This is a genomic window from Treponema bryantii, from assembly GCF_900113965.1.
Lineage (GTDB): Bacteria > Spirochaetota > Spirochaetia > Treponematales > Treponemataceae > Treponema_D > Treponema_D bryantii_A.
The window spans coordinates 72,695-99,596 of sequence record NZ_FORI01000001.1 but is presented as its reverse complement, the minus strand read 5'-3'; the positions used below and the strand labels follow the sequence as shown (position 1 = coordinate 99,596).

Below are 26,902 nucleotides of genomic sequence, written 5' to 3'. Positions count from 1 at the left end.
TAATTAGAGTGCAACTTCTACTTCAATACTCTTAATCTTGCCGTTGCGGGCAAAGAGATCTGCAGTTTCTGCTGCAGTGAGAATTGTTCCGTTGCGGCGCTCACCATTAATTGTAATTGCTGAACTATCGTTAGTTAGTTTGTATGTTACAGGTGTGCCACACCAAGTGAAGCAGAGAGTTCCATCCTTGAAGAATTCTGACTTTTTCAGAATCTTTGGAGCAAAACAAGCACTACCGTTTACAATATCTACACCGAGCTCGCCCCAGCGGGTAAGCACTTCTTCTTTTACCTGACCAGTCATACCAGGCTGCTTTGCGCCCTGAAGGAACGGAGTGTGAGAGTAAGGATCCGCTGGGAATGCACCGTACACTTCGGCCTCCTTGTTGAACCCAATACCAGCGCGCACTTCGTAGTAAGCGTCGCAGAGCTCTCTAACCACGTCGGCCGAAGCTCCCTTATTGATTGCAGCTATAGTGTTCTCCTGAGCGGCCAGAAGCAGCTTAGAAACCATGTGCCAGTAAATACTTCCCAGTCCTTCGTAAGCATAGAAAGTTCCACTACGTCCCGTAAAGCTCTGGTGATTGAAAGTCTTTTCGTAAAGGGCTTCAAGAGCAGCAAGCTCTTTTGCCTTAGGCTTTTTATCAGCAGGGAGATTTGCGCAGAACTCACGCAGGAAGCGTACATTGCGGAACTCCCCGTTAAAGTGATACTTGCCGTTGCAATCTGCGTAAAGGATAGAACCTTCATTCTTCGCAATTACGCCGCGAAGCTCTTCAACATCTACACTCTTAACAATGTTTTTTGCTTCGAATGCAGCGAGTTCCTTGTTAGGGTAGAGCATATAAGAATTCTGGCGTGGCTCATACATACGGCTCTTGCGGAGTGCCTTGAGAACTCCAAGAGCAGCCTTTGGTTCAAGTACGCCGCTTGAAAGAACAGCAACCTGTCCTTCGAGCATTTCCTGAAGATATTCAATTTCCATTTTTGTGTTTGAAATCTTCATTGTGTTATATGCGTGGTAAAGACCATCTGAGCGGTGGTTCAATTCAATTGTTACCTTAATGTGTTCAAGAATTGAATTGAGAGTAGCAATAATTTCTGCTTTCTTTACAGTTTTTTCTGTAGTGCCGTAGCCCTTCTTATAAAGAGAGTTTCTTTCCTTTTCGAAAATCTTTCCTTCTGCATCTGTAAAGTTCTTGCGGAGGCTTGCTGTTGTAGCAGCTTTTTTAGCAGAAGTTTCAGCATAAAGTTTTCCGAGTTCTTTAAAGCAGTCTGCAACTGCAGCAGGAAGTGTAAACTTATCTGCATCAGAATCTTCAAAAATTGTAACAAGGAATTTTACAAAGCGGTGCAGGTAATAAAGAGTTACCATTGAAAGTCCGTAACCTGCAAGAGCGTTGTTTGCATCGTTCCATTCTGGGCGCTGAGTGTTTAACCAGATTCCGCCGCCAGGAACAAAGTTTGCCATCTTGGCAATTACAACCTGAAGAAGTTTTGTAGCAAGAGTTACCATTGCAACATCACCTTCACCAGCAACTCCTGATGCAGTTACAAGCTTTGCATCTGAGCCGGCTTTTGCAGCGCAGGCTTTGAGTGTTGAGCTAAGGTTATAGTCGAAGGCAATTGTATTTCTTGGATCTTCAACAATGTCTTTGTAAGATTTAATTCTGTAAGGAACATTTGAGCTTGCGTAAATCTTTTCGCCAAGTTCGCTTACAAGCTGTGCCTTATTGAGCTTTGCATAAACTTCAAGAAGCTTTTGAAGATAGATTACCTGGTGATCTCCCCAGTAACCAATCTGTGCCCAAGGATTATCAGGCTCTGGAACTTCCCAGTCAATTCCTTCGCGGGAAATGCGGTAAGGGTTAAAGCCTTCAATTGTCATTGCGTTAAGGAACTTAGCTGTCATGTTCTTAATGTACTGTGGATAAGACCATGCAAGAGCTTCCCAGTTCTGGAAGATGTCGCGCCAGTTTCCTTCGTAATTCAAAATAGGATTTCCGTCATTGTCGCGCAGGTGAATATTAAAGCGGTTCCATGGACGGCTTGGGTCACCGTGGCGGCGGCTGAAGGTGAGCGGCATGTATTCATAGAAGAGGCGTGAGAGCTGTGGGTTCATTGTTTTCTGAACAGCAGCTTCGAGTTCGCCGTAATTTACAAAGCCGTCTTTATCTGCACAGGCTGCGGCTGCGTTAGTTGTTTTTTCTGCAAGCTTAACAAGTGCCTTATTTCTCTGACCAACAAATTTAACAAAATCTGCAAGGCTGATTTTTCCGTTGTTTGCAAAGAAACCACCACGCATAATATTGAACATAACGTTCTCTGAGTGATGTACGCAGGTCATTGTTTCTGCTGTTTCCTGGAAACCATCTGCTTCTGCAATGTAAGTTTCCATAAGTTTCTTTCCGGCATCAATATCTGCAATGAGTGCAGCTGTAAGTACCTTGCGGTCTTTAAGGTCTTTTTTGAGGAGGGCGATCTTTGATGCATCAAGACGTGTATCAAATACCTGGTACCATGATGAGCGGTCTTTGAGTGAAGAAGAAGGATCTGTTGGCTGGAGAGTAACTGAATGGCAGATATATGCTGCAGGTCTCTTACCCTTTACAACATCAACAATTTCAACTTTTCCTTTTTCTGCAAACTGTTCCGGAGCATCTGGAGCAAGCAGCAAATCATCGTCTGTATTGAACCAGCTTACATTTGCAAAAAGTCCTTCGCTTGGTTCAGCCTTATCTGTAACAATAGAAGATACTGCAAAGAGTGCAAGCTTTGAATCAGCATCTAAATCTGTTTTTTTGTAAGCATCCAGAAGTACGCTGTTGTTGTTCTGGAAATCTGCTGTAACACAAGCTGGAAGAATATTGCGGCAGCCGTCAAGAACTTTTACAGAAATAGCCTTATCAGAAAGATTTGAAATTACGCTTTTCTTTACAAGTCCGAATTTTGGAGAGGAGGTCCATCCGTAGCGGAAAGAAAGGTTAAGTTCATCATTAATCTCTTCAAACCATACTTCTGTTCCTGCCGCATTTTTATAGATGTTACGGCGGATATTCTTTTCAGCAGCACGGCGGATAGCAGGACTTGCTCCGAGTGTTGCAAATGGTTCCCAAACTGTATCACCGGCAATTACTGCTGTGTATGAACCTGTGTAAGATTTTGCATCACTAACTTTGTCTGCTGTGTAATATGGAAAAACTGCATGATCACAATCAATTCTTCCGGCTGTAACTCCGCCCTGTGACCAGCAGAAGTTCCAGATATCAGAAGCACTTGTGATTGTCATAAAGAAATCATCCATGCAGTCATAATTCTCAATTTTGTAAAACTGACCGTTTTCACCAGGCAGAGTTGTAAAGCTGCCTTTTACCTTTTTCATTAAAAACCTCCTGAGGTGGTTTCGACAGGCTCAACCACCGCTACAAATAAAATCCGCAGACTGAACTCACTAAGCGGGCCACAAGGTTCAGTCTGCAGGTTTATAAAAAAAACTTCTTACTACCCCTAAACTAAAGCAAGAAATCAGGGAAATCAACACTAAAATTCGTTAAAACACCCTTAAAACCGAAATATTTCCACCTTTCTGAAATTTCTCAAACTTTTCATATAGAATAAGTGAGTCTATACTCCAAAATGTAAGCGAGGTACTGTCATGAAACAGAAAAACAATGATTTGCCACTGATTCCAAAGAAAAGCTTCTGGGTCAGATTGCGCGAAGAAAAATATCTTCAGGTAATGGCACTTCTTGGAATTGTGTGGATGTTGATTTTTAACTACATCCCAATGTACGGAATTTTAATTGCTTTCAAGAAAAACTTTTTTATTACAACTCCTTTGTTCAGCAAGAAATTTTTTACAACACCATGGGCAACTAACGGTGGTTTCCAGCATTTTATTAACTTCTTCAAAGATGAAGAGTTCTTCAATGTTATGGCAAACACACTTGGAATCAGTATTCTTAAACTGGTTTTCAACTTTACCCTTCCAATCATTTTTGCGCTTCTTCTTAATGAAGTTCGCAACATGAGATTTAAGAAAGCCGTTCAGACTATTACTTACATGCCACACTTCCTTTCTTGGGTTGTGCTCGGTGGTATTCTTACTACATGGCTTGGTGATGGTGGTCTTTTCAATGAGATCCTTATTAATATGGGTGTTCTTAAAGAAAGTGTAGCTTTCCTTGCATACCCTAAATACTTCTGGGCTATTACAGTTATTTCTGATTTGTGGAAGGAACTTGGATGGTCTGCAATCATCTACCTTGCTGCAATTGCAGGTATTGATCAGGAAATGTATGAGGCTGCTAAGGTTGACGGTGCAAGCCGCTGGAAGCAGATCTGGACAATTACACTTCCTTCAATCGCTCCTACTGTAACAATCATGTTCATCCTTGCAGTTGGTGGACTTTTGAATACTAACTTTGATCAGATTCTGGTATTGAACAATCCTTTGAATGCACCACGCAGTAACGTACTTGATATCTACGTATATCAGACTGCTATGCGCGGTATGAGATATTCATACGCTTCGGCAATCGGTTTGTTTAAGTCGGTTGTTGCTTTCATCCTGCTGTTCATTGCTAACCAGGTAACTAAGAAGTTGAACGACACATCGTTGTTCTAATGGAGGAAAAAAATGGCACATTCAAGATTAAATAGAGTAACAACAGGTGACATTATTATCGGGGCCATTATGGTACTGCTCTGCTTCATTGCAGTGTATCCAGTTTGGTATACAATCATCATTTCTTTCAATGATGCAAATGATGCTCTCCGTGGTGGAATCTATTTGTGGCCTAGAAAGTTCAGTCTTCAGAGCTACAAAACAGTTTTCCAGGATAGCACAATCATCAGAGCTTTTATGATTACAATTCTTAGAACTCTGATTGGTACAGTAACAAGCGTTTTCTTTACTGCTATGGTTGGATACGCTTTCTCTAAGAAACACATTATGGGTAATAAGATTTACACCATCATCGGAACAATCACAATGTTCTTTGGTGGCGGACTTATTCCTTACTTCATTACGTTGAAGAACCTTGGTCTTTACGACAACTTCCTGGTTTACATCATTCCTGGTTTGTTCAACTTTTATAACATGATAATCTTCATGTCTTTCTTCCGTGGTCTTCCTGCAGGTCTTGAAGAGTCTGCTAAACTCGACGGTGCAAACGACATGGTGATTTTTATAAAAATTATACTCCCTTTATCTATGCCGGTAATTGCAACAATTGCGTTGTTCAACGGAGTAGGTCACTGGAATGATTACTTTGCAGGTGTTATGTACATCAACAAAGCAGAATTGCAGCCGATTCAAACCTACCTCTATCGTGTTGTAGCCAGTGCATCTGCTTCGAAAGCAGTTGTTGCAATGCCTGCCGGCATTTCTGCTCAGCAGGTAAGCTCACAGTCGGTAAGACTTGCAACCATGGTTGTTACAACCTTCCCGATCATGTGTGTATATCCATTCCTTCAGAAGTACTTCGTAAAGGGAATGTTGATCGGTTCTATTAAAGGTTAATTTGGATAATATTTATAGGAGGAAATAAATATGAAAAAATTCAAGGTAGTAGCATTAGGTTTTGCTATGGTTGCTGCAATGTCACTCGTTGGCTGCAGCAAGAAAGAAGCTGCTTCAACTACTGGTACAAAAGCATCTGCTGAAGTTCCAGGTTGGAAAGCAAATGCTGATAAGCCAATCAAATTTGACTGGTACATTAACTTCAGCTGGTTTGCTCGCCATTGGGGTGACTCAAAAGTTTCTAAGTACATCACTCAGAAGACTGGTGTAGATGTAAACTTCATCGTTCCTGCAGGAAACGAAGCAGAAAAATTGAATGCTATGATCGCTGGTGACGCTCTTCCAGATCTCATTACTTTGGGATGGTGGGAAGGTCAGATTCCTATGATGATCGATGCTGATCTTATTTACTCACTCGACGAACTTGCAGACAAGTATGATCCATACTTCTGGAAGGTTACAGACCCTGTAAAGGTAGGCTGGTATCGTCAGGCTAATGGACATATCTACGGATATCCAAATGCATCTTATACTTCAACAGACTATGAGAAGTATAAGGGAAAACTTACTTCAAATGAAACTTTCCTTGTTCGTAAAGATATGTACGAAGCAATCGGAAGCCCAGACATGACAACTCCAGAGGGATTCCTCAACGCACTCCGCGCTGCAAAGGCAAAGTTCCCAACTGTAAACGGACAGTCACTTATCCCATTCGGAACAAACGAATTCGGTGATACAGGTTGTTCACAGCTCCAGGGCTACCTTGCACACTTCCTTGCAATTGCTCCAGAAAAAGATGGTAAATTCGTAAATGCTGACCTCGGTCTTACAGATGATCCAGAGTACATTCGCTGGATGAAGATGTTCCGCCAGGCTCACGAAGAAGGTCTCTTTGCTACAGACGTATTCGTAGACAAGAGAAGCCAGATTGAAGAGAAAGCAGCTCAGGGTCGCTACTTCTGTCTCCTTTACCAGAACTGGGATATGCAGGCTCCACAGAACGCTCTTTATGCACGTGATCCAAACTCTATCTACATTGCAGTAGATGGTCCAAAGAACACAAAGGGTGATGATCCAGTTCTCGCTGGTGGTGGTATTGCAGGTTGGACAGTAACTTTGATTTCAAAGAACTGTAAAGATCCAGAACGTGCTATTCAGTTCCTTTCTTACCTCATCTCTGAAGAAGGTCAGATGGATACAAACTTCGGTATCGAAGGTGAAACATACACAATCGAAAACGGAATTCCAAAGCTCACACCAGAAGTTGCTGAACTTGATAAGACAGATAAGAACAAGCAGGAAACAGACATTGGTGTTCAGTATACATACTGGATGTTGATGGATACAGCTTGGCAGGCACAGTTTGGTTCAGACTATGCTCCTTCACTTGCACAGCCACAGCTCTGGACACGTCCATACGTACACTCATATGCAGCATACGATGGTCTTACACTTCCAGTTGGATCAGACGAACAGCTTATCTACGAAGATATCCAGCGCCGCTGGGGTAAGGTTCTTCCACAGATGATCCGTGCTAGCTCAGAAGCTGAGTTCGACAAGATCGTTGCTGACTTCAATCAGTACAAGAAAGACAAGGGAATCGATAAGGTTATCGATGCTCAGTCTAAACTGATGAATGAAAACAAGAAGAAACTTGGTATGTAATTAATGATTGCCCGTGGTTACGGCACACGGGCAGATTTATGGGAATTCGACAATACGAGGTTTATCATATAAAATGATTAGGATGAACTTTTCACAAAAATTAGTTTTTGCCTATACCTGTATTGTTGTAATTCCCCTTTTTATTATAGTAGTTGTTGCAATGGGACTCATCCGCCGTTCCCGAGTTGAAGAACTGGAAGCAAACAGTGAAGGTCTTTTGCAGGAAAACTACGAGTTAGTTCAAAAAAATATTGAAACCTTCAGCCGTTTTGAGCAGCTGGTAAACAGTAACGGTAGGCTCACACTTTTTTTTACAATTCCTGAACGCAGCGATGAAGAAGAAATTATCGATACAATGATTTCTGAAGCTGCAATGCTTGAACGCACAATCGAAACAGTTCCAAATATTTACGGTTTAAGAATCTTTTCAGACAATCCAAATGTTCCAGAGCGCTGGCCGATTTTTATGAATTCTTCGCGCACAAATGTTGCCACTCTTAATAAATGGGAATTCAATTACACAGCAGATTATCTTGGAAACCTTGGTTCCTTAAAATACGAATCAGTTTGTACAACAAGAAGACTGGAAAAAAATTTCCATCCCATTGGTTATGTTCAGATTGCAATGAAAACCAGTGATTTTTTTCCATTCCTCTTTAAGAAAATTAATGAATATAATGATGATTATGCTTTCCGCGAAGTTTTGAATAAACAAACAAATAAAATTGAACTCATTCCAATCACCAATGAAATTATTGAACGCTCAAGAGCTCCTTTTTCCCAGGGGCTTTATGATGAGTTTTATAAAACAGTTTATCGACGTACACAGGGCGAGCTTGCTAAAGGCGGCAAAGTAATTTTACGCGATAAGAATTCTATTCGCTATTCAAGCTGGATTCGTGTTCCAGAAATGAATATTATCTTACTTCATACCTGTTCAGCACAACAGATTCAACGAAGTCTTTTATTAATCCAGGTTGTAATTCTTTTAGGTCTTACCCTTACAGTTTTCCTTTTGTATTTCCTCGTACGCTATCTTACATCGCGTCTTATGGGCCGTGTTTATAATTTGATTGGCGGAATGAAGCAGGTTCAGTCTGGAAATCTGAATGCCATTGTTGAAGTAACAGGAACCGATGAAGTAACAGAAGCACAGCAAACCTTTAATATCATGACCGAACAGCTGCGCTCACAGATTGATGAAATCAAAAAAGAACAGCAGCTGATTGCCGACACAGAAATGAAGGCAATGCAGAATCAGATAAATGCGCACTTCCTTTATAATGCGCTAGAGACAATAAAAATGCAGGCAGTTATTGCCGGCGAAACTGATGTTGAAGAAAGTATAAATGTTCTTGGAAAGCTTATGCATTACTGTCTGCGCTGGAGAGTGCACACCGTTAAGCTTGAAGAAGAAGTTGATTATATCCGCTCGTATATTTATCTTCTCAATATCAGAAATGATTATGTGATTTCTCTTGAGACAGAGATTCAGCCGGAATGGAAAACAATCGCAATTCCAAAAATGAGTCTTCAGCCTCTTGTAGAAAACGCTTTTAATTATGCAATTGAACCACTCGGAAAAGATGCCGTAATCCGAGTGTATACAGAAAATGGCGAACAGGAAGACCGCATCTGGCTTTGTGTCCGCGATTTTGGAAAAGGAATTAATAAAGAAAAACAGGAAGAGCTTGCTGCTTATCTCGCGGATGATAATTACGAAAGAGATTCAACTGGCAGCATTGGTTTGAAGAACATTCAGCAGCGACTGACAATGTTCTGTGGAAAAGACTACAGACTCGTTATTGAGTCCACCGAGGGTGAAGGTACTTTGATTAAGATTCCCGTTCCCCGAAATTACCTCGATGATTCAGGAGCACAGAAATGATAACAATCGTACTTGCGGATGATGAAAAACTTATTCGCGCAGGACTTAAAAAAATACTTACAGATTCTCTGGATATTCCAATTGAAATAATTGAAGCAAAAAATGGTGAAGAAGCGCTTGAACTTTGCCGCGATAGAAATCCAGAAATTCTCATTACAGATATCCGCATGCCGGTTATGGACGGCGTTGAGCTGATGAAAAATATTTCTGTAATGGAAGAAAAGCAGAAGCCTGCAATTATTGTCTTGAGTGGTTATGATGATTTTTCTTATGCAAAGGCTGCAATTCAAAGTGGAGCACTCAGTTATATTTTAAAGCCTGTTGATAAAAAGGAACTTATAACAGCAGTGAATTCTGCAATTATGGATTCGCTCAAAGAAGAAAAAGAAAAGAATGAACAGAAGTTCCGCCAGATTATTGAAAAGGGTCGCCTTGATGATGTTTCGGGACTTCCGGAAATCACAATTAAAAATGGACTTCGCTGTATTGTAATTTATGGAAAAAATCCTATTCAGGCACTCGAAACAGTTATGCAGGGCAGAACTTATTACGTTGTTGAACAGACAAAAAGTTATGTTCTCATCGTTTATCCTTTTGATGGTAACGAAGTTAGTTATGACCCGAGCTATCTGGATACTTACATAGTTGGAATTTCAGGTCCGGCAGATGATTATTCAATGCTGCGTACAATGAGACGTCAGGCGCGTACAGCGGCAATGCAGTCTTTCTTTAATGCAGAGACTGGTGAGATTTACGAAAAGCAGAGAAAGGGTGGTCTTTATTACTGGGAAAATGATCAGCACATAAATGATTTTACTACGCTTGATGAAACTTACGAAAAGATGATCAGTCATTGTGATTTGGCAAGTCCTGATGAAACTCAGAAGGATGTTGAAAATCTTTTTGACTGTTTTAAGAATAACGCAAAACTGAATTCAGAAACTCTGTGTTATTTATATAGAAAAATCACATCAAATATGTTTTCAAGATATCCGGGTTATACAGATTCAGACATGTACTTGCATATCAAAAGCATCATGATTGAAAATATTTTTGAGTATGCAAATCTTCCTGAATGGCAGAGCAGTGTACTTGATTATGCAGTTTATCTTGCTGCCCTTTTGAAGCAGGACACAAAGGAGTCTCCATATATTACAGAGGCTCTGGCATTTATAAAAACTCACTTTAAGAAAAACATAAACATGGCAATGGTTGCAAATCAGGTTTCGGTAAATTACACCTGGTTTTCTGAAAAGTTTAAGGAGCACACCGGCGTAAACTTTAACGAATACCTTAAGCGTCTTAGAATTGAGGAGGCTAAAAAGCTTCTGGAAAAAGGCTGCTACAAAGTTTACGAAGTTGCCGAACGTTGTGGTTTTTCTGATGTTAAATACTTTATGAAGATATTCCGTGAAGAAACAGGTATGTCTCCAACTGAGTGGAGCAACAAGCATATTTCGTGATATTATTCCTGTGATTATATGACCGGGGAACTTAAGAAAAAATTAGTTGCGCTTGCAGATAAATACGAGGTGCCGTCTTTCACAGAGGCAGATCCGTCGCAGTTTTTGAGATGGTATAAGCCCGAAGAAGGTTGCGGCACTGTTGCCGACGTTGAAGTGGCTTCGTTCATTGCGGCCATGCTCGCGTTTGGGAACAGGAAACAGTTTATTCCTAAGATTCGCTGTGTGCTGGAAACTGCCGACCGTTCGTTAGGAAGTGTGACGGAGTGGCTGAAGGCCGGCGCGTATGCTGGGGATTTTCCGAAGGGCGTGGCTAAGTTCTACAGATTTTATTCCTATGATGATATGCAGGTGTTCTTTGGGGAACTGGCTGACGTCTTAAAACAGTATGGCACTCTCGGAGAATATTTTAAGAATAGAGAGCTCGCCACAATTTTTCCTAAATCCTCCATCGTTCCGAAGGGGCGCAGCTCCGCCAACAAACGCATCCACATGTTCCTCCGCTGGATGGTGCGCCGCGGCTCGCTTGTAGATCTCGGCTTGTGGGAATGGGCAGACCCTGCCTCGCTAATTATTCCACTGGACGTCCACGTTATGCAGGAGGCGGCAAAACTCGGCCTTATTCCAGAAACCGCCGGCGCCACCCGCAAAACCGCCGAACTCCTCACAACCGCCCTCTCCGAAGCTTTCCCCGGCGACCCATGCCGTGGGGACTTTGCCCTATTTGGTTTGGGAGTAGATGTGTTATAATACACATATGGCAGATTTAACAATACGTTTTTATTCCGACGTCCTCAAACGGGACGTTTCATTTTTAATGCAGATTCCAAACGATATCCGCCGCGACTGGCCTCGCGAAGACCTCAAGCGCGATGGAAAACCAATGAAGACACTTTTCCTTCTTCATGGTTACAGCGGAGCAGCATTCAATTGGGTTCCAGGAAACCTCGCTGAACAGTACAACTTTGCAGTTGTAATTCCAAGCGGTGAAAATTCATTTTGGATTGACGGACCTGCAACAGGCAGACAGTTTGCAACCTTCCTTGGAGTTGAACTTCTTGAATACATCCGCAAAACCTTCCACCTTGCAATGACTCCGGAAGATACATATCTTATGGGCTTTTCAATGGGCGGCTTTGGCGCAATTCACACTGGCTTTGCATACCCGGAAAAATTCGGAAAACTCATCGCACTTTCTTCAGCACTCATTCACAACGAAGTTGCAAATATGAAAGAAGGCGAGGGTAATCCTGTAGCAAACTACGACTACTACAGAATGTGTTTCGGCGACCCTGCCAAGCTCAAAGAAAGCGACAACAATCCAGAATATCTGATGAAAAAGCAGCTTGCCGCCGGCAAAAAGCTCCCTGAAATCTGGATGGCCTGCGGTACCGAAGACTTCCTTCTCGAACCAAACCGAGCCTTCCACAAGTTCCTCGAAGAACAGGGCGTAAAACACACCTACAGCGAAGGCCCAGGCATCCACGACATGAAGTTCTGGCAGGAATGGGCCAGCAAGTTTATTCCGGAGATGTTTAAGGATTAAGGGATAATGGTGAAAAGGAATTGTTCACGCAATTCCTTTTTTTATTTAACACCTTTCCCTACTCAAAATTACCTTTTATTGTTACAATAATTAAAACAAAAAACAAGGATCTCCAAATGAACTACGAACAAATCTTCAAAAATATAGACGACATACTCTGGAAGGAAGCAGGCTGTTCAAACGAACTTGATTATGTAGAACAGACAAGCTGGATTCTCTTCTTAAAATATCTTGATGACCTTGAAGACGAACGTAGCGACGAAATGGAACTTCAGGGAAAAGAATATAAACGTATTATCAAAAAAGAATACCGCTGGAATTCCTGGGCCTGTCCAAAAACTTCAAAAGGCGAAATAGATCACAAAAACGCCATGACAGGAGACGACCTTACAGACTTTGTAAACCTCAAGCTTTTCCCATATCTCAAAGAATTCAAAAACACAGCTACAACCCCAGATACACTCGAATACAAAATTGGAGAAATCTTCAGCGAACTCAAAAACAAAATAGTTTCCGGCTACAATATGCGTGAAATCTTAAACTACGCAGACGGCCTGCATTTCCAGACAGCAACAGACAAACACGAAATGAGCCACCTCTACGAAAGTAAGATTCACAAAATGGGTAATGCTGGCCGTAACGGTGGCGAATATTACACACCACGACCGCTCATCAGAACAATCGTAAAAGTTGTAGAACCAAAAATCGGAGACACAATTTACGATGGAGCCTGTGGTAGTGCCGGCTTCCTTTGCGAAGCATTTAATTATCTGAACGAAAAAGCAAAGACCGTAGAACAGAAGCAGACACTTCAGAAATCAACTTTCTACGGAAAAGAGAAAAAAGGACTGGCTTACATCATCGGAATTATGAACATGATTTTCCATGGAGTAGAAGCTCCGAATATCATGCACACAAATACCCTTGCAGAAGATTTGAGCCAGATTCAGCAGAAAGACAGAAAAGACATCATACTTGCAAATCCTCCTTTTGGTGGAAAAGAGCGAAGCGAAATACAGCAGAACTTCCCGATTAAAACCGGCGAAACCGCATATCTTTTTATGGAGCATTTTATCAAGATGCTTAAGGCAGGCGGTCGTGCAGGTGTTGTAATCAAGAACACATTCCTTAGTAACACAGATAACGCAAGCATAGCACTCCGCCGTGAACTTCTGGAAAGCTGTAATCTTCATACAATCCTCGACTGTCCGAGCGGAGTATTCACAGGTGCAGGTGTTAAGACAGTTGTTCTCTTTTTTGAAAAAGGAAAGCCGACAGAAAAAGTGTGGTACTACCAGCTCAACCTCGACCGCAACCTTGGTAAAACAAATCCGCTCAACGAAGATGACCTTGCAGATTTTGTTGCCCTCCAGAAAACAAAGGCCGACAGCCCGAACAGCTGGAGTCTCGATGTAAAAGATTTGAATCCCGACACTCTCGATTTAAGCGTAAAGAACCCGAACAAAAAAGAAGAAAAGACCTTACGCGAACCGTCCGAAATCATTGCAGAAATGCAGGAACTGAATAAACAGAGTGCAGAGATTTTGAAGAGCTTGTAGGGGAAAGCCTTCCCCTCGCTCCAAACCTGCGGTTTTCCGCTACCCCTTCTCCTAGGGGCACAGCCCCTAAAACCCGGTAGCGCGCAGGCGGGCAAAACTGCCACACGGATTTAGAATTGCTAACGCAATTCCAAAAATGAGGAAATAATGAAGAAAGATTGGACAATAAAAAAACTTGGTGAATTAAGCACTGAAAAAATGTCCTATGGAACTAGTGCTCCGTCATGTGATTATGATGGTCTTGTTAGATATATCAGAATTACAGACATAAATGATGATGGGACTTTAAATGAAGATTATGTTTCACCTAAGTCTTATGAAGAAAAACATGTTTTAAAAGATGGAGATATTGTTTTTGCTAGGACAGGCGCAACAGTAGGAAAAACATATTGCTATCATTCTTCAAATGAAAAATATGTTTATGCTGGATATTTAATTCGATTACGTCCAGATAAAACAATAGTCAATCCTGATTATCTTTATTACACAACAAAGTCAAAGGAATATCTTGATTTTATAAAAAACTCGCAAGCTGTTGCAGCACAGCCGAACGTAAATGCAGAAAAATATAGTAATTTTGAAATACCTCTTCCTCCACTAGAAGAACAGAAACGAATTGTTGCCGTGCTGGACAAAAAGTTTGCACAGATAGAAACACTTAAAACCGCCGCCGAAAAAAACTTACAGAATACCAAACAACTTTTCCAGTCAGAACTAGAAAAAGCATTCAGCAATACATCTTGGGAAAAGAAAAGATTAGGTGATTTATGTGAATCTTTTGAATATGGAACATCAAAGAAATCTTCACCAAATGGTAAAGTTCCTGTATTGAGAATGGGAAATATTCAGAATCGAGAATTAGACTTTACAGATTTAGTATATACAAATGATGAAATAGAAATTGAAAAATTTATGCTTCATAAAGGAGATGTTTTATTTAACAGGACTAACAGTCCTGAATGGGTTGGAAAAACAGCGGTCTTTAATGAAGATTTTCCAGCCATCTTTGCAGGTTATATTATTCGAATAAATTATGACAGAAAAAGAATTGATCCATATTTTCTTAATTACTGGCTTAATTCTGATTCAACAATGAAATATGGTTTTTCAATTATGACCTCAAGTGTTCATCAGGCAAATATAAGTGGTTCAAAATTAGCAGAATACTTATTTCCACTTCCACCTCTAGAAGAACAAAAGCACATCGTAGTACATCTCGATTCCCTCAGCGAAAAAGTTCACCAACTGAAAGAAATCTACACAAAGCAGCTCGCCGACTGCGACGAACTAAAACAATCCCTCCTACAAAAAGCCTTCGAAGGAGAATTATAATGAGCGAACAATTATCTGAAGAAGATTTGAAAATCATAAAAGAGAATCTTATAAAATCACTTTACGAACAGGATTGTGTAAAGATTGATGTTCAGGATAATTGCCCAGATTATTTAAAGCCTTATGCAGATATAAATCCATTCTCAGAAGATGTAGAAGAACAGATTGAACAGAGAATGAGTATTATTCATCCAGAAGCTATTCAAAGACATCCAGCATGGATTCTGCCTCTTATTGATAAAGGTCTTGTAGACGAAGATGGAAAGACAGTAATTGCAAAGAGTCTTGGAGATGTTGCTGCTGAATTGATGGATAATGGAATTACAGTTACGAATGTAATGTTGCAACGATTTCTGAATGGTAAAACAGGGAAAGTATATTCTGATTCAAGCATAAATCAAGCTATAGTTTACGCAAATACAAAATAAAATTTATACAAAATTTATACATTACTTTTTAATATGACAAAATTATATTTGTGGCATCCCATATAAAGGAGGTCACGAATATGAGTGACAACAACTGGGAAACTCAACCCAGAAAAAAGAATGGCGAGTTTACATTCAGACATGGTCGCGGAATTGCACAGCAAGCTATTGAGAAAACTATAATAAAACTAAAAGATGATGAAATCAGAAATTTTACTAGAGGTGGCAGTTATGGATATCTACGAAAGTTTACTGCTGGCAATAAAAAATATGAAATTCATCACATGCCTTCAGCGAGTGCTTCTCCATTGTCTCGATGGAAAGGTCCTTGTATAATTATGACTAAGGAAGATCATGAGCAGACAAGCAGTTATAAAAGAACAAAGGCTGCAAAAAAATATAGACGCTGCCAGGCAAAATTAATTTCTGAAGGAGAATTCCTACAGGCGGAATCTATGGATATTAAGAACATCAGACGGAAATTTGGTGATAGATATGATAAATCAATAATTGAAAAACTTGCTTATGAAGCAGAATTAGAAAAGGAGGGTATTATAAATGGCTAAAATAGATATCATTTTATTAGAAAGTGCTAATGGAGTAAAGTTTGGTTCTGATGCGGATGCTATCCATAAAGTTTTTGGAGATGATTTTAAAAATTACAAAGACAAGAAGCTCACAGATTCAGATAATGAGTTTTTACTAAAAGTTGCGAAAAAAATGTCAGAAATCTCTGGTAAACCTGTTTCTAATTATACAAAATATCTTACTGAAGAGAACGAGTTTGATAATGACCCATGTGACTATTATCCGTTTTGCATGATTGATTATGATGACAATAATAAGTTTATTGCTATTGAAATTTACTCAGGCAAAAAAACAAACTTAATTGTTAATGGTATTGATTGTTCAGATTTTAATATAGAAACTCTAAAATCTTTGGCAGATGATTTTGTATGGGATAAAGAAGAGACCTCCTGGACAAGCCTTAAAAAGGAAATCTGCATATATTGCCCGGAAGATGATAAAACAGTTGAATGTGTTCTCTTCGGCTGCCCAGGCTATTATGAAGAATAAAAATTCCCCAAATTTTGCGATATGCACAAAAAATCAACTTATTCATCTTTGATTTAAAAAAACAAGATTTTTACAGACTTTTTAACTTACATGTTAAAAAGTTGACAATCCAATTTTTTGGATATAAACTATCGGTATGATAGACTTTCGCGATACTCCACTTTATAAAGAAGACTCTTATTTTCGCAAGGAATATGTTGAAAAACTCCTTTCCTGGCAGGATCAGCATGTCATTAAAGTTATTACGGGAGTAAGACGTTCCGGAAAGTCAGTTATCCTAAAGGAAGTTTGCAAAGAGATTTCAAAATCTGCATCAGAAAATCAAATTTCATTTTTTAATTTTGAAATGCTCGAAAATGAAGATATTACGGATTATCATAAATTGCATTCTGTTCTGAAAGAGCGCATTCAGGAAGGTAAAATGAATTATATCTTTCTGGATGAAATACAGCTTGTTGAAAAGTTTGAAAAGGTTGTAGATTCTCTTTTTATACTTCCGAATGTTGATATTTATCTTACCGGTTCAAATGCTTCAATGCTTTCCAGCGAAATTGCAACCCTTTTGAGTGGCCGCTACATAGAAATAAATATTCTGCCATTTTCGTTTATTGAATTTCAGACAGCATATAAAGAAAAGTTTTCTCAAGATAGTTTTGATTTGCCAACATTATATACAAAATATATTACATTTGGTGGTTTCCCTTATCTTCATAATATCTATGAAAAAAATGATGCTATTAGAGAATATATTGCAGGTTTGTATTCAACAATTGTTTTGAAAGATATTCAGCAGCGTAAAAAAATTGCAGACACAATCCTTCTGGAAAAGATTGTAAAGTTTGCCCTCGTTCATACTGGAAATCTGCTTTCTCCAAAAAAAATCTGTGACACATTTGTTTCAAATGGTAGAAAAACTTCATCAGCAACAATAGACAATTGCCTTTCTGCATTATGTGAAACTTATCTTTTTTATAAACTTAACCGCTATGACATTCGGGGAAAAGAAACTTTAAAAACTCTGGAAAAATATTATGCCGTAGATATGGGCCTTCGCTTCTTTATGCTTGGTGCAAGAGGTGGCGATGAAGGTCATATTCTTGAGAATATTGTATTTCTCGAATTATTACGACGCGGTTACGAATTGTCTGTTGGAAAAATAGATGATATGGAAATTGATTTTATAGCACAAAAAGAAGGTGCCCTTAATTACATTCAGGTTTCACTTTCTGTACGTGATGAAGTAACATTAAAAAGAGAATTAAGACCACTGCTTGCTGTAAAAGACAACTTTCCAAAAACTTTGATAACATTGGATAATGCACCGGTTATATATCATGATGGAATCAAACAGATTTATGCTCTTGATTTCTTAAACGGAGAATCATTATGAACGAAAGCGACACAAGGTTAAAGAAAATAGATCCTGCTCTTCGTAATGCCGGTTGGGGCGTTGTAGATGGAAGTGATATCTTTACTGAGCAGCGTGCTTATGAGGTTGCTCCAGGTCGTATTGTTCGTAAGGCAAAAAGAAATCCAGATAAAATTGACTACCTGCTTACATACAAAGGTGTAAAGATTGGAATTGTAGAAGCCAAGAGTGATGAAAAAGATGTAAGTGCCGGTGTAGAGCAGGCTAAGAAATATGCTGCTGCAATGAATATACGCTGGACATATTCTACAAACGGCGACCAGATTTGGGCTATTGATATGCAGGCCAAGAAAGGTGATTTTACAGAAGGCCTTGTAGACAGCTTCCCAACTCCAGATGAATTATGGGCTAAAACCTTCCCAGAAAAAAATGACTGGCGCGATAAGTTCTATCTTGAACCTTTTAATCGTGATGGCGGAAAGCAGCCTCGCTACTATCAGGAAAATGCAGTTAATGCTGTTCTTGATGCAATCAGTAAAAAGACAGACCGTATTCTTTTAACTCTTGCAACAGGAACTGGTAAAACTTATATTGCATTTCAAATCTGCTGGAAGCTTATGCAGACCAAGTGGAATACACTTCAGAATGGAAGACTTCCACGAATACTCTTTTTAGCAGACAGAAACATTCTTGCAAACCAGGCTTTTAATGCTTTTGGTGCTTTTGATCAGAATGCGCTTGCCCGTATTACTCCGAAAGAAATTCGTAAAAATAGCGGTAAGGTTCCAATGGGAGCCAGCATTTATTTTACGATTTTCCAGACAATGCTTTGTGGTACAGAAGATGCAATTGATAAATCTGAAAATACGGTGGTTGAGCCTGTCGAAACTACCGAATACTACAAACAATATCCGGAAGATTTCTTTGATTTTATCATCATTGATGAATGTCACCGTGGTGGTGCTAATGATGAAAGTGAATGGAGAAAATTGCTAGAATATTTTAAGCCTGCTTATCAGTTAGGTCTAACTGCAACTCCACGCCGTCAGATTAATGCAGATACTTATTCATATTTTGGTGAACCGGTTTATGTTTATTCTCTTAGACAGGGAATTGAAGATGGATATCTTACTCCATATCGTGTAAAAATCTGCCAGAACAAAATCCTTGATGAATACCAGTATGACCCTGATGATAAAATTATTCAGGGAGAAGAATTACTCGATAAGGATAAAACTTATACAGAAAAAGATTTCTACAAGGGCGATATAAAAATCCGTCAGAGAGACGAGGACCGTGTAGCAGAGTTTATTGAGCAGATTGAACCTAATGAAAAAACAATTGTTTTCTGTGCAACTCAGAATCATGCCATGCAGGTACGCGACATGATAAACAAATATTCAAAAGCACCGAATCCTTTTTACTGTGTTCGTGTTACTGCCGACGATGGTGAAGAAGGAGAGGAGCAGCTTAGAAAGTTCCAGGATAATGAAAAAACAATTCCGACAATTCTGACAACTTCTCAAAAGCTTTCAACTGGTGTTGATGCACAGAATGTTCGTAATATTGTTTTAATGCGTCCGGTTCCGAATATGATTGAGTTCAAACAGATTATTGGACGAGGAACACGACTTTTTGATGATAAATATTATTTTACAATTTATGACTTTGTAGGTGCATCAGAAAACTTTTATGATCCTGAATGGGATGGAGAACCTGTTTGTCCTAAGTGTGGAGAATGGCCGTGTGTTTGTGCTCAGCGTCCACCTAAACCACCAAAGCCTCCGAAGGTTTGTCCTGTATGTGGATGTTCGCCATGTCAGTGTATTCCAAAGCCTTGTCCTATTTGTGGCAATCTTCCTTGTACTTGTCCTAAGCTTCCAAAGGATGTTATTGAAATTGAACTTTCACCAGAAAGAAAAGCAAAGGTAAAGAAAGATTTCCGTTGGGAAGAACGCTTTATGTTTGATGGCGAATTAATCACTCTTGAAGAGTTTGTAAAAATCCTCTTTGGAAAATTACCTGCTTTCTTTAAGGATGATGAAGACCTTCATACACAGTGGCAGAATCCGGAAACAAGAGAAGCATTGCTTAGTCAGCTTGAACGCGAAGGATTCCCTATTGAAAAAATCAGAATGGTACAAAGTCTCTTAAGCATGGACAAGTGTGACCTTCTGGATGTTCTTGAATATCTTGCTTATAACACAACTCCAATTGAACGAGTTCAGCGAGTTGCTCTTGTGCGTGCTGATATTATGGCCGCTCTTAATGCTAAGCAGACAGAGTTTGTAAACTTCGTTTTGCAGCAGTATATTCAGCAAGGTTATGGCGAGCTTTCAATGGAAAATCTTCCAGAATTAATCAAACTGAAGTATGGAACAATAAACGACGCGAAAGCAGAGCTGGGATCTTTAGGAGAAATCAGCAAGGTGTTTATTGGCTTCCAGAAGAATCTGTATTCAGCTTAATCGACAAATTTGACATAACGTGTCAAAATCACTATTCTACAAAGCGAAGACTGTTACCGGGTTTCCGGAATGGATCTTCGCTTTTTTTATTGCCCGGCGAGGGTTTACTCACATTTTTAAGACTTGATCCAAGGAGGACAGGTACTATGACTCATCAAACTTAAGGCATTCCCTGCCATATCGGTGAATTCTTTTAACAGGGGGAATGTATGATTCTTACAATCGATGTTGGAAATACTTCTACAGCCTGCGGGCTTTTTGAGGACGATGAATGCGTTCTCAGATTCCGTCGTGCTACAGATATTAATTCTAGTTCAGATGAAATCGGGATTTTCCTGCGTTCGGCTTTGCGCGAAAACGGCTATGATTGGCAGAAGATTCAAAAGATTGGCTGCTGCTCTGTTGTGCCTGCGGTAAATCATTCGCTTTCCAGAGCCTGTGTAAAATATCTTGGACATGAACCGCTGTTTATTCAGGCTGGAATAAAAACTGGTCTCAAGCTGCGCTATTCAAATCCTAAAGAAATTGGTGCAGACCTTATTGCAGCGGCAATGGGTGCGGTTGCTGAATATCCGGATAAGAATCTGATTATCATAGATATGGGAACTGCAATTACTGCGGAACTTGTGTCTAAGAATAAAGAGTTTCTTGGTGGCATAATTATGCCGGGGCTTAAGATTTCCGTTGATGCTCTTGCGGGCGGAACTGCAAATCTGACCTCAGTTGAAATTATGAAACCTGAGCACGTTTACGGAAGTTCTACCACTGAAGCTATTCAGGCCGGACTTTATTATGGCACTGCCGGTGCTGTAAAAGAATTCTGTTATTTATTCAAAAAAAATGTCTTCCATGGAGAAGACACAGTTATTATCGGAACTGGTGGTTTTGCAAGAAGTTTTGAAGATTACAAGCTTTTTGATGAAATCATACCAGGGCTCGTACTGGCCGGCGTTAAGAAGGCGCTGGAACTCAACTAATTTTATATTAACCGTCATTGCGAGGAACGAAGTGACGTGGCAATCCAGATTTTTGAGAGCTCGTTATGTGGATTGCTTCGCCTGCGGCTCGCAATGACGAGAACAAAAGGAAATAATTATGACAAACACAAACTCAACACTTTCACTCAACAAAAAACTTACACTTACAGGTGCTTTCAGCGCACTTGTTATCGTACTTGGAATCACAAAGCTTGGCTTTATCACACTTGGCCCTGCTGCTTCAATCACAATTCTTCACATTCCTGTAATTTTGATTTGTATGCTCGCAGGCCTTCCAGAAGGACTTTTCGTTGGCCTCGTATTCGGTAGTCTTTCTTTGATTCAGGCTGCAATGAGCCCAAGCGGAGCTCTCGATCCATTCTTTGTAAATCCTCTTATTTCTGTTCTTCCACGTATGCTGATTGCTGTAATCGCATGGGGACTTTGGAAGGCTTTGAATCTTATTCCTCACATGCCAAAAACAGTTTCTGCCGGAATCACAGGCTTTATCACAACTGTAGCACACACTCTCCTCGTTCTTGGAAGCCTTTACGTTTTCAAGGGAGCTGATGTTCGTGAAGCTCTTGGTGGAATGGGATATTTTGCACTCGTAGGTGCGTGCGGATTCAACGCTATCCTCGAAGCAATTGCCGCAACAATTTTCTGTGTAGCAGTTTATGCCGGACTGTTCATTGCAGGAAAAAAAGGTTCTAAGTTGTCGCAGGAGTAAAAAACGTAGTATAATAGATAACTATGAGAATAGTTATCGTGGGAGCTGGCTTCACTGGAATCCAGCTCGCAAAACTCTTAATTAATGAAAAAAATCAGGTTGCCGTTGTAGATAACGACGAGAACACAATCCGTCATGCTTCTAATCAGCTGGATTGTACAGTTATGTGTGCAGACGGCAACAATCTTGAAACCCTCGAAACACTTGGCATTGCCAAGGCCGATGCGCTTGTCTGCGTAACCTCTTCCGATGAAGTTAATATGATTACCTGCTCTCTTGTAGATGCGGTGTATCCAGATATCTTAAAAATTGCCCGTGTGCGTAATTACGCTTATTACGTAAATACCGCCAAGGCAGAAAAAAAGCATTCAAATACTTTTGCCGGTAAGCATCGTCCGCTTTATGGTATAAACTATATGATTCACCCAGACGTTGAGGCTGCTGATGCAATTGTTCAGGCTGTTGAAAATGGCGCGGTTGGTAATGTAATTACTTTTGATAATACTGACTTTGAGATTGCCCGCATTACAATTACTGCTGGCAGCGAGTTTGACGGTGCACTTCTTAAAGAACTTCGTTCTAAAACTGATATTAAATTCCTTGTTTCATATATCGAGAAAAACGGCGAGACAATGCTCCCGAGCGGCGACACTAAACTTGAAGCCGACACAATAATCGGAGTGCTTGTTTCAAAGGACAATATTTCTGAAGTTATGAAGCTGTGCGGCGGCGAGCAGAAAGAGCTCCGTAAGGTTGCCTTGATTGGTGCCGGACGCATTGGAACTATTGTTGCTGAAAAGCTGATGGGCGGGGCTCAGAAGGCTTCTGGTATTGCCCGCCTGTTCACGAGCATTAAGGCTAAACGCAATTTTGATTTTGTGATTATCGACAGCAATGATGAGCTCACGAAAGCCGCCTCGGAAAAGTTCCCGGAGGCGCGGGTTATGAGGGCGGATGCAACTGATGAAACCTTCCTCCGTGATGAAGGAATCGTAAACTTTGACCTTGCCATCTGTACAACTCACAACCACGAAATGAATATGGTGCTTGCCGCTTATCTGGAATCACTTGGTGTAAAGCAGACTGTGAGCCTTGTAGGAAGTTCTGCCTTTGCCGAGATTTCACGCAAGCTTGGAATTGATGTTCCGGTTCCTCTTCGCGACGCTGTTGTAGACTCTATCATGAGTCACCTCCGCGGAAAGTCTGTCAAAGAAATTCATACTGTAACTAACGGTCAACTCGAAATCGTAGAATGTGAGGTTGCTTCAGATTCAAAAGCGAGCGGAAAGGAGCTAAAAGAAATCTCTAACCCTGGAAGCTACCTTGTTCTGATGGACAAAAAATCTGGAGTTGATCAGTATCAGATTGCAACTGGAACAACACGCATTGCTGCAGGCGACCACATTGTATTGATTACCGTGGCCGAGAACAGCAAGAAGGTATTAGCATTTTTTGGCAGCAGTGAATGACGGTGGTTGAGCCTGTCGAAACTACCGCAGAATTCTGAGGTTTATATGTTCGTCATATCATTATTAAAAATATCATCCATCCTCCTTTCAATCGTTGGCGTGCTTTTTGCAATTCCACTAGGTGTTGCTTTTTATTACGGCGAAAGTCAGGTTTATCTTTCTTTTATAATTCCAATGGCCGTAAGCTTTGTGTTTGTGGCTGCTGTTAATTTTCCAACCCGGCACAGAAAAATCACAATGAATACCCGCCAAACATTTTTGATTGTTGCGCTTTCCTGGGTAGTTGTAAGTTTGATGGGTGCAATTCCGCTTTATGCCAGCGGCAGTATTCCCCGCTTTGTTGATGCCCTTTTTGAAAGTGTCAGCGGTTTTTCTACAACAGGTTCTACAATCTTAAGTGAAATCGAGACTCTCCCAAAATCAATCAATATGCTGCGTTGTCTTACTCACTGGATTGGCGGTATGGGAATTGTAACTCTTACTGTTGCGCTTTTGCCTCTGCTTGGTGTGGGTGGCTTTCAGCTGATTAAGGCAGAAACTACCGGCCCTGAAAAAGGAAAGGTAACTGCCAGAATTACAACTACTGCAAAAATCCTCTGGCTTATTTATCTTGGTTTTACTGTTGCAGAAACGATTGCCCTTAAGATTGCGGGTATGACTTTTAGTGATGCACTTTCTCACGCCTTTGCAACTTTGGGTACCGGCGGTTTTTCTACACGCAACACTTCGATTGGCGCTTATAACTCTGTAGCCATTGATGTAATCATTATGATTTTTATGTTCCTTTCGGGAATCAACTTCAGTTTGTACTTCTACATCATCACAAGAAAATTCAGCGACATTGGAACTAACTCAGAATTTAAAGCTTACCTTATTATCATCTTTGCTTTGATTGCTGCGGTTACTGTTTCTCTTATCGGTTACTACGGAAGCTTTGGAAGTTCTCTCCGCTATTCTTCATTCCAGGTTATCTCTCTGATGACGACAACCGGATTCTCTACTGCAGACTTTATGGACTGGCCGGCTGTTACTCAGTTCCTTCTTTTTGTAACATTCTTTATTGGTGGCTGTTCTGGCTCTACTTCGGGTGGTGTTAAGGTTATCCGCTGGCTGGTTCTTGGCAAACAGGTTCAGAACGAAACCCGAAAGATGCTTCACCCTCACGGCGTTTTTGCAATCAGATTGAATGGACGCCCTGGCCGAAAAGATATTGTATTTAATGTTGCAGCCTTTATGGTAGTTTATTTTGGTCTTGTTGCCATTACAACTTTTGTTGGTTGTCTTGGTAAGCTTGATGTCTGGTCTGCCTTTACGGGTGCTCTCAGTATGGTAGGAAATATTGGTCCGGGTTATGCTATGCTTGGTCCTTCTCAAAACTTTGGGTTCCTTCCAGATTTTGTAAAATACTGGTATAGTTTTGCAATGCTCGCAGGACGTCTTGAACTTTATACGATGATCATTTTCTTCCTGCCAGTTTATTGGGAAAAATAAAATATGATTAAAAAAATGCCTGCGGTGGTTGAGTCTGTCGAAACCACCATTAAAAGATCTCTGTGTTTTCTCTGCATCCTTGTAATTTCTCTTTTTATGATTTCGTGTAAATCAACAGAAGTGTCTAAATCATCAAAAAAAATAACTGCAAAAGGGCTCCGTCCAATCTACGTTACAAATACAAAAAAGGTAGAGCTCCTGCTGCCAGAATATGCCTTGGGAACTTATGACGGCATTCAGCTGCTTGAAGGAACTTTTGGTGATACAAGCTTTACGCTTCTTTCTTACACTCAGATTGATGCAACTGGAATAAGCCTTTCTTTAATGAATGATTTTGGTTCTGATATGGGAAATGTTTTTTATGATGGAAATAACGTTGTTTTTGATTCAGCTTATTTTCCAAAAGCATTACCGGGTGAATACATAATTTGTGATATTCAGAATGCGTTTTATGATAAAGAATATTTGCGTATGAATTATGAATCTGTTGGGTTGAGTTTTGAAGTCTGGAATGGAACAGGATATAATCCAACAACGAATGTGATTGAGACTCGCCTTATTCGTGACGGTAAAAAACTTATTGAAGAAATTACGATTTTAGAGAATACTGTCACAATCAAAAATCATCTTCGTGGATATGAATATAAACTAACAAAAATTGAGGAATAAATATGGATCTGTATCTTTCAAAGCCAGGCGTAATGAGCTGCGCAGGAAACAACATTGATGAACTGTGGCAGTCTGTAACTGGCGGAAATCAGAGAGGGATTAAAAAGGTAACAGCCTGTAACGGTGAAGAATATTTTGCGGCTCGTATTGATGACGCAATTTTAAAGCCAAGTACTTCCCGTTATGAAATGAAAATCATGCGTATTGAAAATACGGCGCTTGAACAGATTAAAGCTGATGTTAAGGCTGCAGTTTCTAAATACGGTGCAGAGCGTGTTGCTGTTTGTGTTGGCTCTTGTGATAACGGAACTGAGTTTTCGCTTGCGGGCCACAGAAAATATTTTGCAGAAGAAAAGTTCCCTGCAGATTACTCGCTTGAGATTCAGGGTGCAGATTATGTAGCAACTTTTGTTGCAGAAAAATTTGGATTGCGCGGGCCGGTAAATACTTTTTCAACAGCATGTTCTTCGAGCGCGGGTGCAATTATAAAGGCTGCTGAAATGATTAAGGGCGGCATTGTTGATGCAGCTGTGGTCGGTGGAATTGATATTGCTTCTGATACAACGCTGATTGGTTTTAGTGCACTTGAAGCCGTATCAAGTGAAATTACTAATCCGTTCAGCAAAAACAGACACGGAATCACTTTGGGAGATGGTGCTGCCTTTTTTGTTATGACGAAGGAGCCTCTTTCGGTGGTTGAGTGCCCGCAAGGTGGGCGTATCGAAACCACTAGTACCACCACCGTACGCCTCCTCGGCTGGGGCGAAAGTGCCGATGCCTACCACATGACATCCCCAGATCCAAGTGGAGCCGGTGCAGAAAAAGCAATCCGCCGTGCTCTTGAAAACTCTGGTGTAGCGGCTACAAACGTTGGCTACATCAATCTTCATGGAACAGGAACAAAGTTCAATGACAGCATGGAATCAATTGCTGTGGACAAGGTTTTTGGAGCTGATGGAATTAAGGTTCCTGTTTCAACAACAAAGCCAGTTACAGGGCATACTCTTGGTGCGGCTGCTGCTCTTGAGGCGGCAATCTGCTGGAAGGCCCTTGTAGAAAATAATGGAAAAAATAATATTACATTGCCGGTTCAGGTTTGGGATGGCGAACGCGATGAAGAACTTCCAGAAATCAATATTGTGGACAGTAAATCAGAAGCAGTGAAGGGCGACTTGAAAATCTGCCTTTCTAATTCGTTTGCCTTTGGTGGCGCTAATGCCTGCCTGGTACTTGGAGTATAGGAGAATA

Annotated in this window: 21 protein-coding genes; 20 read left to right on the top strand and 1 reads right to left on the bottom strand. The window is 40.4% G+C overall.

Annotated elements, in window-relative coordinates; translation table 11 throughout:
* Window positions 1–3: 3 nt before the first annotated feature.
* Window positions 4–3,381: a hypothetical protein gene (locus tag BM161_RS00470; protein WP_074929665.1), complete on the bottom strand. Its 3,378-nt coding sequence runs from the start codon at window positions 3,379–3,381 to the stop codon at window positions 4–6.
* 273 nt (window positions 3,382–3,654) lie between these two features.
* Here BM161_RS00470 and BM161_RS00465 point away from each other — a divergent pair, with 273 nt between their 5' ends.
* From BM161_RS00465 to BM161_RS00370, 20 genes are all read left to right on the top strand, one after another.
* Window positions 3,655–4,626: an ABC transporter permease gene (locus tag BM161_RS00465; RefSeq protein WP_074929663.1), complete on the top strand. Its 972-nt coding sequence runs from the start codon at window positions 3,655–3,657 to the stop codon at window positions 4,624–4,626.
* Window positions 4,627–4,638: 12 nt separating this feature from the next.
* Complete coding sequence (locus BM161_RS00460; protein WP_074929662.1) at window positions 4,639–5,523, top strand: carbohydrate ABC transporter permease; 885 nt, start codon at window positions 4,639–4,641, stop codon at window positions 5,521–5,523.
* A 30-nt stretch (window positions 5,524–5,553) separates the two neighbouring features.
* Entirely contained in the window at window positions 5,554–7,188 is a 1,635-nt protein-coding gene (locus BM161_RS00455; RefSeq protein WP_074929660.1) for an extracellular solute-binding protein, read from the top strand.
* A gap of 82 nt (window positions 7,189–7,270) precedes the next feature.
* On the top strand, window positions 7,271–9,076 hold the full coding sequence (locus tag BM161_RS00450; protein WP_074929659.1) for a sensor histidine kinase: 1,806 nt from the start codon (window positions 7,271–7,273) through the stop codon (window positions 9,074–9,076).
* The gene (locus BM161_RS00445) at window positions 9,073–10,539 is read left to right on the top strand and encodes a response regulator (protein WP_074929658.1); all 1,467 of its coding nucleotides are present in this window, start codon (window positions 9,073–9,075) and stop codon (window positions 10,537–10,539) included. Before BM161_RS00450 ends, BM161_RS00445 begins: the two co-directional genes overlap by 4 nt.
* A gap of 18 nt (window positions 10,540–10,557) precedes the next feature.
* Window positions 10,558–11,289: a DUF2400 domain-containing protein gene (locus tag BM161_RS00440; protein WP_074929656.1), complete on the top strand. Its 732-nt coding sequence runs from the start codon at window positions 10,558–10,560 to the stop codon at window positions 11,287–11,289.
* A 7-nt stretch (window positions 11,290–11,296) separates the two neighbouring features.
* Complete coding sequence (locus tag BM161_RS00435) at window positions 11,297–12,085, top strand: alpha/beta hydrolase (protein WP_074930226.1); 789 nt, start codon at window positions 11,297–11,299, stop codon at window positions 12,083–12,085.
* 116 nt (window positions 12,086–12,201) lie between these two features.
* The gene (locus tag BM161_RS00430; RefSeq protein WP_074929655.1) at window positions 12,202–13,644 is read left to right on the top strand and encodes a class I SAM-dependent DNA methyltransferase; all 1,443 of its coding nucleotides are present in this window, start codon (window positions 12,202–12,204) and stop codon (window positions 13,642–13,644) included.
* 147 nt (window positions 13,645–13,791) lie between these two features.
* Window positions 13,792–14,976 (top strand): restriction endonuclease subunit S, encoded by a 1,185-nt coding sequence (locus BM161_RS00425; RefSeq protein ID WP_074929653.1) that lies wholly within the window; start codon window positions 13,792–13,794, stop codon window positions 14,974–14,976.
* Window positions 14,976–15,404 (top strand): hypothetical protein, encoded by a 429-nt coding sequence (locus BM161_RS00420; RefSeq protein ID WP_074929651.1) that lies wholly within the window; start codon window positions 14,976–14,978, stop codon window positions 15,402–15,404. Before BM161_RS00425 ends, BM161_RS00420 begins: the two co-directional genes overlap by 1 nt.
* Window positions 15,405–15,484: 80 nt before the next feature.
* On the top strand, window positions 15,485–15,970 hold the full coding sequence (locus tag BM161_RS00415) for a hypothetical protein (RefSeq protein ID WP_074929650.1): 486 nt from the start codon (window positions 15,485–15,487) through the stop codon (window positions 15,968–15,970).
* On the top strand, window positions 15,963–16,481 hold the full coding sequence (locus BM161_RS00410) for a hypothetical protein (RefSeq protein WP_074929648.1): 519 nt from the start codon (window positions 15,963–15,965) through the stop codon (window positions 16,479–16,481). The genes BM161_RS00415 and BM161_RS00410 overlap by 8 nt, the downstream gene beginning before the upstream one ends.
* Window positions 16,482–16,617: 136 nt before the next feature.
* Window positions 16,618–17,871, top strand: coding sequence for an ATP-binding protein (locus tag BM161_RS00405; protein ID WP_074929647.1), 1,254 nt, complete (start codon window positions 16,618–16,620; stop codon window positions 17,869–17,871).
* A complete protein-coding gene (hsdR, locus tag BM161_RS00400) occupies window positions 17,868–20,318 on the top strand; it encodes an EcoAI/FtnUII family type I restriction enzme subunit R (RefSeq protein WP_074929646.1) in 2,451 nt (816 codons plus the stop codon). The genes BM161_RS00405 and hsdR overlap by 4 nt, the downstream gene beginning before the upstream one ends.
* Window positions 20,319–20,527: 209 nt before the next feature.
* Window positions 20,528–21,295, top strand: coding sequence for a type III pantothenate kinase (locus BM161_RS00395; RefSeq protein WP_074929645.1), 768 nt, complete (start codon window positions 20,528–20,530; stop codon window positions 21,293–21,295).
* Between the two features lie 118 nt (window positions 21,296–21,413).
* Complete coding sequence (locus BM161_RS00390) at window positions 21,414–22,025, top strand: ECF transporter S component (protein WP_074929644.1); 612 nt, start codon at window positions 21,414–21,416, stop codon at window positions 22,023–22,025.
* A 23-nt stretch (window positions 22,026–22,048) separates the two neighbouring features.
* A complete protein-coding gene (locus BM161_RS00385; RefSeq protein WP_074929643.1) occupies window positions 22,049–23,494 on the top strand; it encodes an NAD-binding protein in 1,446 nt (481 codons plus the stop codon).
* 45 nt (window positions 23,495–23,539) lie between these two features.
* Window positions 23,540–24,985: a TrkH family potassium uptake protein gene (locus BM161_RS00380; protein WP_074929642.1), complete on the top strand. Its 1,446-nt coding sequence runs from the start codon at window positions 23,540–23,542 to the stop codon at window positions 24,983–24,985.
* 3 nt (window positions 24,986–24,988) lie between these two features.
* Window positions 24,989–25,654: a DUF3261 domain-containing protein gene (locus BM161_RS00375; RefSeq protein ID WP_074929641.1), complete on the top strand. Its 666-nt coding sequence runs from the start codon at window positions 24,989–24,991 to the stop codon at window positions 25,652–25,654.
* A 2-nt stretch (window positions 25,655–25,656) separates the two neighbouring features.
* The gene (locus BM161_RS00370; protein ID WP_074929640.1) at window positions 25,657–26,895 is read left to right on the top strand and encodes a beta-ketoacyl synthase N-terminal-like domain-containing protein; all 1,239 of its coding nucleotides are present in this window, start codon (window positions 25,657–25,659) and stop codon (window positions 26,893–26,895) included.
* The last annotated feature ends 7 nt before the right edge of the window (window positions 26,896–26,902 follow it).